Genomic DNA, 14,753 nt, shown 5'->3' with positions numbered 1-14,753 from the left:
GTACCAACCTTTATTTTGAAAGTTTTCGTTTGATCATCTTTCGTTGAAGTTGTAAAAGTGCGAAGCTTGTTGCCATAGCAGCGATAAATGATAAAGCTGTATTCAATTTTAAGGCTAAAAAGATAAAGCTAAAAAGCACCATAAAAATACAAAAACAAGCAATATTTACAAAAAATAAAATCTCTTTTAAGCCAGAGCCGACTGGGGCTTCTGGTGTATAATCTTGATAAAGCGGAGTTTGTTTCGATTCGGGAATTTGTTCAAATTCATAAGCTTCTAATTTTCTTGCGGGCATGATTCTCTCCTTAACAGTACCTAACTATTTTATCATTTTTTATGCAGAGAATTGTTACAGAATGGTTACAAAACTACTAAAGTCTCTTATCATCTTCTAAGTCACTCTTCTTGACATCCACTAGAGAAAGTGATAGCATGGATGTTACACTTAAAACAGATGACCTAACCTTCTCTTTTATAAATATACTGAGAAAGGTAAGGATAACTTATATAAATTGATAGCAAGCTGAGGCTTTTCCTAAGATGATTTGTTGAGTTGCTACCTGGATACTTTTGAAAAGTATTGGTAGGAGTTGTTTTGAATGGATGGAAGGACAGCGATTCTGTCTATTGGTCTGGGTGGCTTTTAAACTACCTCTGGGGAAAAGTTAAAGGAGATAAGCATGTATCTTGCTATCAAAGAAATAGTACGAAACAAACTTCGATATAGTTTGATTCTAACTACCATTTTTCTTATCGCTTTTATGGTCTTTTTTATGACCAGTCTAGCTCTTGGTCTTGTGCGAAACAACCGAGCAGCTATTGATAATTGGCAAGCGACGGGTGTCGTTTTATCCGACTACGCAAATGATAATTTGACGGCATCCTTTATTCCTGAAAAGGACTACAAGGATAAGAATTCAGAAGAGGCTGCTCCATTGGGCTATATGTTCGCTGTGACCAATCTAGTCGATGGTAGTGAAAAGATCAACGTTTCCATCTTTGCTCAAAACTGGGACTCTTTTATCTCTCCTAGTTTGACGGAGGGTCGTTACCCTGAAGGGGATGATGAGGTTGTCGTGGATCAGTCTTTTGAGAACTATGGGATGAAGCTAGGTGATGCCATTCAGCTCAATGGAAGCGAGACAGGTTATAAGATTGTAGGCCTGACTCAAGGAAATAAGTTTTTCACCGAGCCTGTTGTCTTTACGAGTCTGACAACTTATTGGACCTTACAAGGAACCTTGAAAGCCAATCGTTCCATCTCTGCCTTGGTATTGAAAAATGATATAGAAGTGGTCGGGGATGGACTGAAACAGATTTCCATTCCAAAAATGATTTCTAAAATTCCTGGTTACACACCTCAGGTTAACGTATTTTCAGGGATGATTCTCGCTATGATTGTCATCACAGGCTTGATTGTGGGGATTTTTGTTTATATCATTACCATACAAAAACTAGGACTTTATGGAATAATGCGGGCTCAGGGGATACAGATCAAAACCATTGTATGGTCTCTGTTCTGTCAAATCTTCCTCCTAGCTGGTATGGGGATTGCTTTAGCCTTGCTGGCAATCGGAGGAGTGATTTTAGTCTTACCAGCTACCTTCTTTTTCTATCCAAGTTGGATAGCCTACTCTGTCCTAAGTTTGGTAATTTCCTTGATGGCCCTTCTAGGTGGTGTCATTTCACTTCCACGCTTGCTAAAGGTGGACCCGATTACTGCGATTGCAGAATGATAAGGAGAATAGTATGACAGCATTGATTGAAATGACTCAAGTGACAAAAACCTACGGGGAAGGAAAGATGAAAGTCGTAGCCCTACATGAGACGAATTTTCAGCTAAATGCGGGAGAGTTCGTAGCTATCGTTGGGCCCTCTGGCTCTGGAAAGACGACCTTTCTAACAACTCTAGGACAACTTCAGGAAGCATCTAGTGGAAAGATTCTAGTCAAAGGGAAGGAAACAGGCAGTTTGACGGAGAAGGAAAAAACAGATCTCCGTTTTAGAGAGTTTGGTTTCATTCTCCAGGCTTCAAACTTAATTCCTTTTCTAACGGTCAAGGAACAGCTGGATTTGATAGACAGACTAGATAAGGGAAAAAATAGTAAAAGTGACCGAAAAGAGCTGTTTGACTTGTTGGATTTGGAAAAAGTTCAAAATCATTATCCCAAGGCTCTATCGGGTGGCGAACGTCAGCGTGCGGCGATTGCTAGAGCGCTCTATAACAATCCAAGCATTGTGCTTGCAGATGAGCCGACAGCCAGTCTTGACACTGAGCGTGCCTACCAAGTAACGGAGATGCTGGCTGCCATTGCCCATGAACAAGGTAGAGGAGTTGTTATGATTACGCATGATACACGCCTTCTTGATAAGGTTGATCGTATTTATGTCATGAACGATGGCCACCTAGTTGAAGAAACACATGCATAAAATAGAGTGGACGGTGCTGGTTTCCGTTCACTTTTTTGATTGGGAAAGCTAGAAACAAGTCTGACTTTTTAGAAAACTCCCAGTATTCATAGCTGATTTTTGAGAAATGTGGTATAATTTTTCTTATGGAAAAGATTATCATTACAGCAACTGCTGAAAGTATTGAACAAGTTGAACAACTACTCGAAGCTGGCGTAGACCGTATCTATGTCGGTGAGAAAGATTTTGGCCTTCGTCTGCCAACAACCTTCAGTCATGAAGAGTTACGCACCATCGCTAATCTCGTTCATGAGGCTGGTAAAGAGTTGATCGTTGCGGTTAATGCCCTCATGCACCAAGATATGATGGACCGTATCAAACCTTTCCTAGACTTCTTGGAAGAAATCAAGACAGACTATATTACTGTTGGGGATGCAGGCGTTTTTTACGTAGTCAACCGTGATGGCTATTCCTTTAAGACCATCTACGATGCTTCAACCATGGTAACTAGTAGCCGTCAGATTAACTTCTGGGGTCAAAAGGCTGGCGCATCTGAGGCGGTTTTGGCGCGTGAAATTCCATCTGCTGAGCTCTTCAAGATGCCTGAGATTTTAGAAATTCCTGCTGAAGTGTTGGTTTACGGAGCTAGTGTCATTCACCATTCTAAACGTCCGCTCTTACAAAACTACTATAACNTTACGCATATCGATGATGAAAAGACGCGTAAACGTGACCTCTTCTTAGCAGAACCGAGTGACCCAGAAAGCCATTATTCCATCTTTGAAGACAATCATGGTACCCACATCTTTGCAAATAATGACCTTGATTTGATGACCAAATTGACAGAATTGGTAGAGCATGGTTTCACTCACTGGAAGCTAGAGGGACTCTACACACCTGGTCAGAATTTTGTAGAAATTGCTAAACTCTTTATTCAAGCGCGTGGCTTGATCCAAGAGGGGAATTTCAGCCATGACCAAGCTTTCTTGTTAGATGAGGAAGTGCGCAAGTTACACCCTAAAAACCGTTTTCTCGACACAGGATTCTATGATTATGATCCTGATATGGTTAAATAGGACACCAAAACCCGAAATAAAAATGTTCGGGTTTTTCCAGTGTATCCATGAAATAAAAACGGATACATGTTATAATAAAAATAGCTCTTTAATGGAGGTATTTAAGTGGAGAATCTGAAAAAGATGGCAGGTATCAAGGCTGCTGAGTTTGTCAAGGATGGCATGGTAGTCGGTCTGGGAACGGGCTCTACTGCCTACTATTTCGTAGAAGAAATTGGCCGTCGGATTAAGGAAGAAGGTTTGCAGATTACTGCTGTGACAACTTCCAGTGTGACCAGTAAACAGGCTGAAGGACTAAACATCCCGCTCAAGTCGATTGATCAAGTGGACTTTGTCGATGTGACGGTTGACGGGGCGGATGAAGTAGATAGCCAGTTTAACGGAATCAAAGGCGGAGGTGGTGCCCTTCTGATGGAGAAGGTTGTCGCAACGCCCTCAAAAGAATACATTTGGGTGGTAGATGAAAGCAAACTGGTAGAGAAACTAGGTGCTTTTAAATTGCCAGTAGAAGTGGTTCAGTATGGCGCAGAACAGGTCTTTCGTCGGTTTGAGCGAGCTGGCTACAAACCAAGTTTTCGTGAAAAAGACGGTCAACGTTTTGTGACCGATATGCAGAACTTTATCATTGACCTAGCCTTGGATGTCATTGAAGATCCGATTGCTTTCGGACAAGAATTGGACCATGTCGTTGGTGTCGTAGAGCACGGCTTGTTCAACCAAATGGTGGATAAGGTCATCGTAGCGGGGCGAGATGGTGTTCAGATTTTAACTTCAACAAAAGCAAGATAACTAAAATAATAAGGAGACAGACTATGTCAAAATTTAATCGTATTCACTTGGTGGTACTGGATTCTGTAGGAATCGGTGCTGCGCCAGATGCCAATAACTTTGTCAATGCAGGGGTTCCAGACGGAGCTTCTGACACACTAGGACACATTTCAAAAACCGTTGGTTTGAATGTACCAAACATGGCTAAAATCGGTCTAGGAAATATTCCTCGCGAAACGCCGCTTAAGACTGTACCAGCTGAAAGCAATCCAACAGGTTATGCAACAAAATTGGAAGAAGTTTCCCTTGGTAAGGATACCATGACTGGTCACTGGGAAATCATGGGACTCAACATTACCGAGCCTTTCGATACTTTCTGGAACGGATTCCCAGAAGAAATTTTGACAAAAATCGAAGAATTTTCAGGACGTAAGGTCATTCGTGAAGCCAACAAACCTTACTCAGGTACGGCTGTTATCGATGATTTCGGACCACGTCAAATGGAAACTGGGGAGTTGATTATCTATACTTCAGCTGACCCTGTTTTGCAAATTGCTGCCCACGAAGACATCATTCCTTTGGATGAATTGTACCGTATCTGTGAATACGCTCGTTCAATTACCCTTGAGCGTCCTGCCCTTCTAGGTCGTATCATTGCCCGTCCATATGTTGGTGAACCAGGTAACTTCACTCGTACAGCAAACCGTCGTGACTTGGCCGTTTCCCCATTTGCACCAACTGTTTTGGACAAATTAAACGAAGCTGGTATTGATACTTACGCTGTTGGTAAAATCAACGATATCTTTAACGGTGCGGGTATCAACCACGACATGGGCCACAACAAGTCAAACAGCCACGGAATTGATACATTATTGAAGACTATGGGACTTGCTGAATTTGAAAAAGGTTTCTCCTTCACAAACTTAGTTGACTTTGATGCCCTTTACGGCCACCGCCGCAATGCTCATGGTTACCGTGATTGCTTGCATGAGTTTGATGAACGTTTGCCTGAAATTATCGCAGCCATGAGAGAGAACGACCTTCTCTTGATTACTGCTGACCATGGAAATGACCCAACCTATGCTGGAACTGACCACACTCGTGAATATATTCCATTGTTGGCCTATAGCCCTGCCTTTAAAGGAAATGGTGTCATTCCAGTCGGACATTTTGCAGATATCTCAGCAACAGTTGCGGATAACTTTGGTGTTGAAACTGCCATGATTGGTGAAAGTTTCTTAGATAAATTGGTATAAGATGACGCGCTATGCTTTACTGGTTAGAGGTATTAATGTAGGTGGGAAGAATAAGGTTGTCATGGCGGAGCTTCGTCAAGAATTGACAGAGTTGGGAGTGGAAAAAGTTGATACCTACATCAACAGTGGCAATATTTTCTTTACTTCGACAGATGCCAAAGCCCAATTGGTTGAAAAGTTAGAGACTTTCTTTGAAATCCATTATCCATTTATTCAGAGCTTTTCTTTGCTGAGTCTTGAGGACTTTGAAGCGGAAATTGAAAATCTACCTGAATGGTGGACCAAAGATCTGGCTCGAAAAGATGTCCTCTTTTATACAGAGGGCTTGGATGTGGATCAAGTCATTGAGAAAGTTGAAAGTTTGGAACTGAAAGATGAAGTGGTTCATTTTGGAAGACTTGGGATTTTCTGGGGGAAATTATCTGAAGAATCCTACTATGCAACTGCCTATCACAAGTACTTGCTCAAGATGCCTTTTTATCGCAACATCACCATTCGCAATGCAAAAACTTTTGACAAAATCGGTCAAATGCTAAAAAATAATAAAGGAGACACAGAATGACATTTTTAGATAAGATCAAGGAAACAGCTGCTTTCCTGAAAGACAAGGGAATCCAAGCTCCCGAGTTTGGTTTAATCCTTGGATCAGGACTTGGAGAGTTGGCAGAAGAAATCGAAAATCCAGTTGTAGTAGATTATGCAGATATCCCAAACTGGGGCCGCTCTACAGTAGTCGGACACGCTGGGAAATTGGTATATGGTAAACTTTCAGGCCGTAAGGTTTTGGCTCTTCAAGGTCGTTTTCATTTCTATGAAGGAAATCCTCTTGAAGTCGTGACTTTCCCAGTTCGTGTGATGAAAGTTCTTGGTTGTGAAGGTGTCATTGTGACTAATGCAGCAGGTGGTATCGGATTTGGTCCTGGTACTTTGATGGCTATCTCAGACCATATCAACATGACCGGGCAAAATCCATTGATGGGTGAAAACTTGGATGACTTTGGTCCACGTTTCCCAGATATGTCTAAAGCCTACACACCAGAATACCGTGCTACAGCCCATGAAGTGGCTAAGAAACTTGGTATCAAGCTTGATGAAGGTGTTTATATCGGTGTAACCGGTCCGACTTATGAAACACCTGCAGAGATTCGTGCCTATAAGACATTGGGAGCAGATGCAGTTGGTATGTCAACTGTTCCTGAAGTTATTGTGGCAGCCCACTCAGGCTTGAAAGTTCTCGGTATTTCATGTATTACTAACCATGCTGCTGGTTTCCAAGAAGAACTCAACCACGAGGAAGTTGTGGAAGTGACTGAACGTGTCAAAGGCGACTTCAAAGGCTTGCTTAAAGCGATTCTTGCTGAATTGTAATGTCATGAGAGTTCACTTTCGTTCAAACACCAGAAGAATTACGTAGAAACGATTACTCTGAAATGAATGCAAAACTGTATGCATTTTTAGATTCATTGGTAAACTAGGAATTACAGAAAGGCAGAGTATCTGAGTTATAGTCAAACTCGGGTTAACTGTTCTGCGAAATATTTAATTTTAAAATCAAGAAAGAAAGGATGGGTAAACCGTATTTGCTGAACTGAATACGGGCGGAGAACTGTGTAAAAAAGATAAACCGTCTAACATCTGCGATGCTTCGTCAGTTTCCTATTTTTACTTTGTTCTCTGTCGCTATCCTAAAGTATACAAAAAGAAAGGTAGAGTAAGTTGTTCTAATTTGAACACGAGCGGAAAGCTTTTCTAGAAATTCAGAAAGGAAGGGGAGTTCGGGTTTGAATTGAACTCGGACTGTTCTCTTCTATATCATAAAAATTAAGAAAGGAATTGAACCCACCCTAAAAGCAGTGGGAAAAAGACAGTTGGTCTAGCGAGCATCGCTCACTGCAACCAACTCCTATTTTCCCTTTGCTTTGTGTCGGGTTTGGTATCTTTTTACTATCACATTTAGAATAAAGAAAGGTAGAGTGAGGTGTTCAGATTTGAACACGAGCGGAAAACTTGGAAAATAGATAATCTGACTGAGAAATTAGGATTTCTCAGTCAGATTCCTAATTTTCAGTCGTTTTCTTCTCGCTCTTTGTATCATAAATCATGTCTATCCATATTGCTGCTCAGCAGGGTGAAATTGCTGATAAAATTCTTCTTCCTGGGGATCCTCTTCGTGCTAAGTTTATTGCGGAGAACTTCCTTGAGGGTGCTGTTTGTTTTAACGAAGTGCGTAACATGTTTGGTTACACTGGTACTTACAAGGGCCACCGTGTATCAGTCATGGGTACTGGGATGGGAATGCCATCAATCTCTATCTATGCCCGTGAATTGATTGTAGACTACGGAGTGAAAAAATTGATCCGTGTCGGAACTGCTGGTTCCTTGAATGAGGATGTTCACGTTCGTGAATTGCTCTTGGCACAAGCAGCAGCTACTAACTCAAACATCATCCGTAATGACTGGCCTCAGTATGATTTTCCACAAATTGCTAGCTTTGATTTGCTGGACAAGGCCTACCATATTGCAAAAGAACACGGTATGACTACCCACGTTGGGAATGTTTTGTCATCAGATGTCTTTTACTCAAATTACTTTGAAAAGAATATCGAGCTTGGTAAATGGGGAGTTAAAGCTGTGGAAATGGAAGCAGCAGCCCTTTACTATTTGGCGGCTCAACACCATGTCGATGCCTTGGCCATTATGACTATCTCTGATAGCTTGGTCAATCCAGAAGAAGACACCACTGCAGAAGAACGCCAAAATACCTTCACCGATATGATGAAGGTTGGCTTAGAAACCTTGATTGCAGAGTAAATTTGTAATAGAAAATCCTGATTTCAAGTGGAATCAGGATTTTTTCATAGATGCGATTTTTTCTGGGTCTGGTGTAACACGGAGGGTCTTTTGTCCTGTATAGGTTACAAAACCGGGTTTTCCACCAGTTGGTTTGTTGAGTTTTTTAACTTCAATCATATCCACTTGAACCAAGTTCGACAAACGTCCCTTAGAGAAATATGCAGCAAGTTCTGCAGCGTCTGTCTTAACTTCATCAGAAGGGTTGAGGTTGCCTGAGATGACGACGTGGCTGCCAGGAATGTCCTTGGCGTGGAACCAAAGTTCTTCCTTTCGAACCATTTTAAAGGTTAGTTCTTCATTTTGCAAGTTGTTTCGACCGACATAAATGATGGTTTTGCCATCACTTGCTAGATACTGTTCTGGTCTTTTGCGCTTATGAATTTTCTCTCGCTGTCTTCTACGGATATAGCCTGTTTGGATCAATTCTTCACGGATTTCAGCGATTTCTTCTAGTCCAGCTTGATTGAGAACAGTCTCCACACTTTCCAGATAGAGAATGGTGGCCTTGGTTTCTTCAATCAACTCAGTCAAGTATTTGACAGCTTCTTTGAGTTTCTGGTAACGTTTAAAATAGCGTTGAGCATTCTGGCTGGGAGTCAAGGCCTTATCAAGAGCAATGATGATAGGTTGATTAGTGTAGTAGTTGTCTAGGGTAACCTGGTCTTGGTCATTGGGAACTTGGTGGAGGAAGGTTGTCAACAATTCCCCTTTTTGGCGAAATTCCTCAGCATTGTCTGTCGCCAGTAATTCTTTTTCTTGTTTTTTCAGCTTGTGACGATTTTTCTGAAGTTCATTTTCAACACGACGAATCAGTTCGCTAGCTTGCTGTTTGACGCGGTCCCGTTCAGCCTTGTCCTTATAGTAGGTGTCCAGCAAGTCAGAAAGACTGGTAAAAGGCTCTCCTACACTGTTCGTAAAAGGAACTGGACTGAAGGAAGTCTCTGTTAGGTAAGGCTTGGTTTCTTGCCCGAAGAAGTTTCGGAAAGTAGACAGTTTATCACTGACAAGAATGTTTTCCAATTCATTTGCTGTATCGCGTCCTAAACCTTGAAAGAGGCTTTGAAGATTTTTTGCCTTCAGTTCTTGGGTTTGCAGAATTTCAAAGAGCTTTTCATCCTTGACAGTAAAAGGATTGAGAGACTCGGTGCTTGGCGGAGCGATATAGCTTGAGCCTGGTAGCAAGGTGCGGTAGCTATTTTGTGAAAAGCCAACGTGTTTGATGACTTCGAGGATTTTGTGGCTGCTTTTATCCACGAGGAGAATATTGCTGTGTTTGCCCATGATTTCGATAATCAAAGTAGCCTGGATATGGTCTCCAATCTCGTTTTTATTGGAAACCGTGATCTCCACGATACGGTCATTTTCCACTTGCTCTATCGACTCAATCAGGGCACCCTGCAAATATTTTCTCAAAACCATGATAAAAGTAGAAGGTTGGGCTGGATTTTCAAAAATCGTTTGGGTCAGCTGAATGCGTCCGAAAACTGGATGAGCAGAGAGGAGCAGGCGATGACTTTGGCGATTGCTGCGGATTTGCAAGACCAACTCTTGTTCAAAAGGTTGATTGATTTTCTGGATGCGACCATTTAGTAACTCAGTTCGTAATTCCTCAACCATGTGGTGTAAAAAAAATCCATCAAATGACATCGTTCTCTCCTTGTGATTGTATTCCATAGTATTATATCAAAAAGGTAGAATAAAATCATGGAAATGTGGTATAATAAAGCCAAGTAAAGAGAATCGAGAAGTACATGTATATTGAAATGGTGGATGAAACTGGTCAGGTTTCACAAGAAATTTTGCAACAAACCCAAGAAATTTTGGAATTTGCGGCCCAAAAAATAGGAAAAGAAGATAAGGAGATGGCAGTTACTTTTGTGACCAATGAGCGTAGCCACGAACTCAACCTTGAGTACCGTGATACGGATCGTCCGACAGATGTCATTAGCCTTGAATATAAACCAGAATTGGACATCTCCTTTGAAGAGGAAGATCTGCTCGAAAATCCTGAATTAGCAGAAATGATGTCTGAGTTTGATGCCTATATTGGGGAACTTTTCATCTCTATCGATAAAGCGCATGAGCAGGCTGAGGACTACGGTCACAGCTTTGAGCGTGAGATGGGCTTCTTGGCTGTACACGGCTTTTTACATATCAACGGCTATGATCACTACACTCCGGAAGAAGAAGCGGAGATGTTCGGTTTACAAGAAGAAATTTTAACAGCCTATGGACTCACAAGACAATAAACGAAAATGGAAAAATCGTGACCTGATTTCTAGTTTAGAATTTGCCCTTACAGGAATTCTGACTGCCATCAAGGAAGAACGCAATATGCGAAAGCATGCAGTGACGGCTCTAGTGGTCATCCTTGCAGGTTTTGTTTTTCAGGTGTCACGAATCGAATGGCTCTTTCTCCTGATGAGCATTTTCTTGGTAGTAGCCTTTGAAATTATGAACTCTGCTATCGAAAATGTAGTAGATCTAGCCAGTCACTATCACTTTTCTATGTTAGCGAAGAAAGCCAAGGATATGGCAGCTGGTGCCGTACTCGTGGTTTCCCTTCTTGCTGCGGTGATTGGTGCACTCATCTTTCTCCCACGCATTTGGGATTTACTATTTTAAACAATAAGAGGAAATTATGACATTTAAATCAGGCTTTGTAGCCATTTTAGGACGTCCCAATGTCGGGAAGTCAACCTTTTTGAATCACGTCATGGGGCAAAAGATTGCTATCATGAGTGACAAGGCGCAGACAACGCGCAATAAAATCATGGGGATTTACACCACGGATAAGGAGCAAATCGTCTTTATCGACACGCCGGGGATTCACAAGCCTAAGACGGCTCTTGGGGATTTCATGGTGGAATCTGCCTACAGTACCCTTCGTGAAGTGGATACTGTTCTATTCATGGTGCCAGCTGATGAGCCACGTGGTAAGGGCGACGATATGATTATCGAGCGTCTGAAGGCTGCCAAGGTTCCAGTGATTCTGGTGGTCAATAAGATTGACAAGGTCCATCCAGACCAACTTCTGGCTCAGATTGATGACTTCCGTAATCAAATGGACTTTAAGGAGATTGTGCCTATCTCAGCCCTTCAGGGAAATAACGTTTCTCGTCTAATTGACATCCTCAGTGAAAATCTTGAGGAAGGTTTCCAGTATTTCCCAGCTGATCAAATCACAGACCATCCTGAGCGTTTCTTGGTTTCAGAGATGATTCGTGAGAAGGTTCTTCATTTGACGCGTGAAGAGATTCCTCACTCAGTTGCCGTAGTAGTCGACTCTATGAAGCGGGACGAAGAGACAGACAAGGTTCATATCCGTGCAACCATCATGGTGGAGCGAGATAGCCAAAAAGGCATTATCATCGGTAAAGGTGGCGCCATGCTCAAGAAAATTGGGACCATGGCTCGTCGTGATATTGAACTGATGCTAGGGGACAAGGTCTTCCTAGAAACGTGGGTCAAGGTCAAGAAAAACTGGCGTGATAAAAAGCTAGATTTGGCTGACTTTGGCTATAATGAAAAAGAATACTAAGTAGAGGTGGGCTCATGCCTGCTTCTTGTTTTTACAGAAGGAGGATTTATGCCTGAATTACCTGAGGTTGAAACGGTTCGTCGTGGCTTAGAAAAATTGATCTTGGGAAAGAAGATTTCTAGCCTAGAGATTCGTTATCCCAAGATGATTAAGACAGATTTGGACGAGTTTCAAAAGGAATTGCCTGGTCAGATTATCGAGTCAATGGGACGTCGTGGCAAATATTTGCTTTTCAACCTGACAGATAAGGTCTTGATTTCTCATTTGCGGATGGAAGGCAAGTATTTTTACTATCCGGACCAGGTTCCTGAACGTAAGCATGCCCATGTTTTCATCCAGTTTGAGGATGGTGGGACGCTTGTTTATGAGGATGTACGCAAGTTTGGTACTATGGAACTGCTGGCGCCCGACATTTTGGAAGCCTACTTTGTTTCTAAAAAACTAGGCCCTGAACCAAGAGAGCAGGACTTTGATTTGCAGGATTTTCAAGTCGCTCTAGCCAAGTCTAAAAAGCCTATCAAATCCCATCTCCTAGACCAAACCTTGGTAGCTGGCCTTGGCAATATCTATGTGGATGAGGTCCTCTGGCGAGCTCAGGTCCATCCGGCCCGACCTTCCCAGACTTTGACAGCAGAAGAAGCGTCAGCTATTCATGACCAAACCATTGCTGTTTTGGGACAGGCAGTTGAAAAGGGTGGTTCGACCATTCGGACCTATACCAATGCTTTTGGTGAAGACGGAACCATGCAGGATTTTCATCAGGTCTATGATAAGACTGGACAAGCATGTTCGCGCTGTGGGACCATCATTGAGAAATTTCAGCTCGGCGGACGAGGAACTCATTTTTGTCCTCAGTGTCAAAGGAGGGGCTGATGGGAAAAATCATCGGAATCACAGGAGGAATTGCCTCTGGTAAGTCAACTGTGACAAATTTCCTAAGAGAGCAAGGCTTTCAAGTGGTGGATGCTGATGCAGTCGTCCATCAGCTACAAAGACCTGCTGGTCGTCTTTATCAGCTCTTAGTTCAGCACTTTGGGCAGGAAATTATCTTAGAAAATGGAGAACTTAATCGCCCTCTCCTGGCTAGTCTCATCTTTTCAAATCCTGAGGAGCGGGAATGGTCTAAGCAAACCCAAGGAGAGATTATTCGTGAGGAATTGGCTGCACTGAGAGAACAGTTAGCCCAGACAGAAACGGTTTTTTTCATGGATATTCCCCTGCTTTTTGAACAGGACTATGCTTCTTGGTTTGATGAGACATGGCTGGTCTATGTGGACCGTGATATCCAAGTAGAACGTTTCATGAAACGGGATCAACTTTCTAAGGAAGTAGCAGAGTCGCGTCTGGCAGCCCAGTGGTCTTTAGAGAAAAAGAAAGATTTGGCCAGTCATGTTCTAGATAACAATGGCAGTCGTGATCAGCTTGTGAGTCAAGTAGTGAAGTTACTTGAAGGAGGCGATAGCTGTGCAAGAGATTAGTTGGAAAGAGAATCTTCGTGTCGCATGGTTCGGTAGTTTTCTAACGGGAGCCAGTATTTCCTTGGTCGTCCCTTTCATGCCTATCTTTGTAGAGCAGTTGGGAATCGAGAGTGACCAAGTTGCTTTCTATACTGGATTAGCCATCTCAGTTTCGGCTGTTTCAGCAGCTTTGATTTCTCCTATCTGGGGTATTCTTGCTGACAAGTATGGTCGTAAACCCATGATGATTCGAGCTGGGCTTGCTATGACCATCACCATGGGAGGCTTGGCCTTTGTGCCGAACATCTATTGGCTAATCTTTCTTAGATTACTAAATGGCGTATTTACAGGTTTCGTACCGAATGCGACAGCTTTAATAGCCAGTCAAGTCCCCAAGGATAAGTCTGGCTATGCTTTGGGGACTTTATCAACTGGAGTAGTAGCTGGAACCCTAACCGGGCCCTTTGTAGGTGGCTTGATTGCTGAAATTTTTGGTATTCGCAATGTCTTTTTATTGGTGGGTGCTTTCCTATTTTTAGCTGCAATCCTAACTATTTTCTTCATCAAGGAAGATTTTCGACCAGTGGCTAAGGAGAAGGCAATACCAACAAAAGAGTTGTTTAGTTCTATTAAACACTCTCATCTTTTGATTAATTTATTTTTAACCAGCTTTGTCATTCAATTTTCAGCTCAATCAATTGGTCCCATTCTCGCTCTCTATGTTCGGGACTTAGGGCAGACTGAAAATCTCCTCTTTGTATCTGGTTTGATAGTATCGAGTATGGGATTTTCTAGCATGATGAGTGCTGGAGTGATGGGAAAACTAGGAGATAAGGTGGGAAATCATAGACTTTTAATTGCAGCGCAGATTTATTCAGTCATCATTTACCTTCTTTGTGCCCATGCAACCAGCCCCATTCAACTTGGCTTGTATCGTTTTCTCTTTGGTTTGGGAACGGGTGCTCTGATACCAGGGGTCAATGCTCTTCTCAGCAAAATGACTCCAAAATCAGGTATTTCAAGAATTTTTGCCTTTAACCAAGTCTTTTTCTACCTTGGGGGTGTTGTTGGTCCCATGACTGGTTCAGCAGTAGCAGGGCAATTCGGCTACCACTCCGTTTTTTATGCGACAGCAGCCTGTGTAGCTCTCAGTTGTTTATTTAACTTAGTTCAATTTAGATCATTATTAAAAGTAAAGGAAATCTCGTGCGAGTAAAAATTAATCTCAAGTGCTCCTCTTGTGGCAGTATTAATTACCTAACCAGTAAGAACTCCAAAACCCATCCAGACAAGATTGAGGTTTTAAAGTATTGTCCCAAGGAAAGAAAAGTAACCCTACATCTTGAATCTAAGTAGAATTTATGGTAAAATAATAGGGATTTTAAGGAGTTTG

The 14,753-nt window shown here is 42.2% G+C and carries 17 protein-coding genes and 1 pseudogene; 16 read left to right on the top strand and 2 right to left on the bottom strand.

Features of this window, described 5'->3' with window-relative positions:
• Positions 1-10: 10 nt before the first annotated feature.
• Positions 11-295, bottom strand: a complete 285-nt coding sequence (locus D8802_RS05480) for a DUF3270 domain-containing protein (RefSeq protein WP_125395084.1) — start codon at positions 293-295, stop codon at positions 11-13.
• A gap of 385 nt (positions 296-680) precedes the next feature.
• Between D8802_RS05480 and D8802_RS05475 the strand changes: the two genes are divergently transcribed.
• The 9 genes and pseudogenes from D8802_RS05475 (at position 681) to deoD (ending at position 8,320) form a co-directional block, all read left to right on the top strand.
• Positions 681-1,736, top strand: a complete 1,056-nt coding sequence (locus tag D8802_RS05475; RefSeq protein ID WP_125395083.1) for an ABC transporter permease — start codon at positions 681-683, stop codon at positions 1,734-1,736.
• Positions 1,737-1,749: 13 nt separating this feature from the next.
• A complete protein-coding gene (locus D8802_RS05470) occupies positions 1,750-2,430 on the top strand; it encodes an ABC transporter ATP-binding protein (protein ID WP_125395082.1) in 681 nt (226 codons plus the stop codon).
• A gap of 125 nt (positions 2,431-2,555) precedes the next feature.
• Complete coding sequence (locus D8802_RS05465; RefSeq protein WP_125395081.1) at positions 2,556-3,485, top strand: peptidase U32 family protein; 930 nt, start codon at positions 2,556-2,558, stop codon at positions 3,483-3,485.
• A gap of 105 nt (positions 3,486-3,590) precedes the next feature.
• Complete coding sequence (rpiA, locus tag D8802_RS05460) at positions 3,591-4,274, top strand: ribose-5-phosphate isomerase RpiA (RefSeq protein WP_060628517.1); 684 nt, start codon at positions 3,591-3,593, stop codon at positions 4,272-4,274.
• A gap of 23 nt (positions 4,275-4,297) precedes the next feature.
• Positions 4,298-5,509, top strand: coding sequence for a phosphopentomutase (locus tag D8802_RS05455; protein WP_000033118.1), 1,212 nt, complete (start codon positions 4,298-4,300; stop codon positions 5,507-5,509).
• 1 nt (position 5,510) lies between these two features.
• On the top strand, positions 5,511-6,071 hold the full coding sequence (locus D8802_RS05450) for a DUF1697 domain-containing protein (protein ID WP_125395080.1): 561 nt from the start codon (positions 5,511-5,513) through the stop codon (positions 6,069-6,071).
• Positions 6,068-6,877, top strand: a complete 810-nt coding sequence (locus tag D8802_RS05445) for a purine-nucleoside phosphorylase (protein WP_125395079.1) — start codon at positions 6,068-6,070, stop codon at positions 6,875-6,877. The genes D8802_RS05450 and D8802_RS05445 overlap by 4 nt, the downstream gene beginning before the upstream one ends.
• A gap of 17 nt (positions 6,878-6,894) precedes the next feature.
• Positions 6,895-6,984, top strand: a pseudogene (locus D8802_RS10315) (glutamine amidotransferase); the annotation flags it as partial.
• Positions 6,985-7,609: 625 nt separating this feature from the next.
• Entirely contained in the window at positions 7,610-8,320 is a 711-nt protein-coding gene (gene deoD, locus D8802_RS05435; RefSeq protein ID WP_125395078.1) for a purine-nucleoside phosphorylase, read from the top strand.
• A 33-nt stretch (positions 8,321-8,353) separates the two neighbouring features.
• Here deoD and pavA read toward each other — a convergent pair whose 3' ends face one another.
• Positions 8,354-10,009: an Rqc2 family fibronectin-binding protein PavA gene (gene pavA / locus D8802_RS05430; protein ID WP_125395077.1), complete on the bottom strand. Its 1,656-nt coding sequence runs from the start codon at positions 10,007-10,009 to the stop codon at positions 8,354-8,356.
• 104 nt (positions 10,010-10,113) lie between these two features.
• Here pavA and ybeY point away from each other — a divergent pair, with 104 nt between their 5' ends.
• From ybeY to rpmG, 7 genes are read left to right on the top strand one after another with little or no spacing between them, the layout of a single operon-like run.
• Positions 10,114-10,611, top strand: a complete 498-nt coding sequence (ybeY, locus tag D8802_RS05425) for an rRNA maturation RNase YbeY (RefSeq protein WP_125395076.1) — start codon at positions 10,114-10,116, stop codon at positions 10,609-10,611.
• On the top strand, positions 10,592-10,987 hold the full coding sequence (locus D8802_RS05420; RefSeq protein WP_125395075.1) for a diacylglycerol kinase family protein: 396 nt from the start codon (positions 10,592-10,594) through the stop codon (positions 10,985-10,987). Before ybeY ends, D8802_RS05420 begins: the two co-directional genes overlap by 20 nt.
• Positions 10,988-11,003: 16 nt before the next feature.
• A complete protein-coding gene (gene era, locus D8802_RS05415) occupies positions 11,004-11,903 on the top strand; it encodes a GTPase Era (protein WP_000143274.1) in 900 nt (299 codons plus the stop codon).
• A gap of 48 nt (positions 11,904-11,951) precedes the next feature.
• Positions 11,952-12,776: a DNA-formamidopyrimidine glycosylase gene (mutM, locus tag D8802_RS05410; protein WP_125395074.1), complete on the top strand. Its 825-nt coding sequence runs from the start codon at positions 11,952-11,954 to the stop codon at positions 12,774-12,776.
• Positions 12,776-13,381, top strand: a complete 606-nt coding sequence (gene coaE, locus D8802_RS05405) for a dephospho-CoA kinase (protein ID WP_125395073.1) — start codon at positions 12,776-12,778, stop codon at positions 13,379-13,381. The genes mutM and coaE overlap by 1 nt, the downstream gene beginning before the upstream one ends.
• The gene (locus tag D8802_RS05400) at positions 13,368-14,576 is read left to right on the top strand and encodes a multidrug efflux MFS transporter (protein WP_125395072.1); all 1,209 of its coding nucleotides are present in this window, start codon (positions 13,368-13,370) and stop codon (positions 14,574-14,576) included. Before coaE ends, D8802_RS05400 begins: the two co-directional genes overlap by 14 nt.
• A complete protein-coding gene (rpmG, locus tag D8802_RS05395) occupies positions 14,567-14,716 on the top strand; it encodes a 50S ribosomal protein L33 (protein ID WP_001809104.1) in 150 nt (49 codons plus the stop codon). The genes D8802_RS05400 and rpmG overlap by 10 nt, the downstream gene beginning before the upstream one ends.
• The last annotated feature ends 37 nt before the right edge of the window (positions 14,717-14,753 follow it).

The sequence above is a fragment of the Streptococcus oralis genome, assembly GCF_003943395.1.
Classification (GTDB): domain Bacteria; phylum Bacillota; class Bacilli; order Lactobacillales; family Streptococcaceae; genus Streptococcus; species Streptococcus oralis_BF.
The sequence above is the reverse complement of the archived record's forward strand: the minus strand, read 5'-3'. Positions and strand labels throughout refer to the sequence as shown.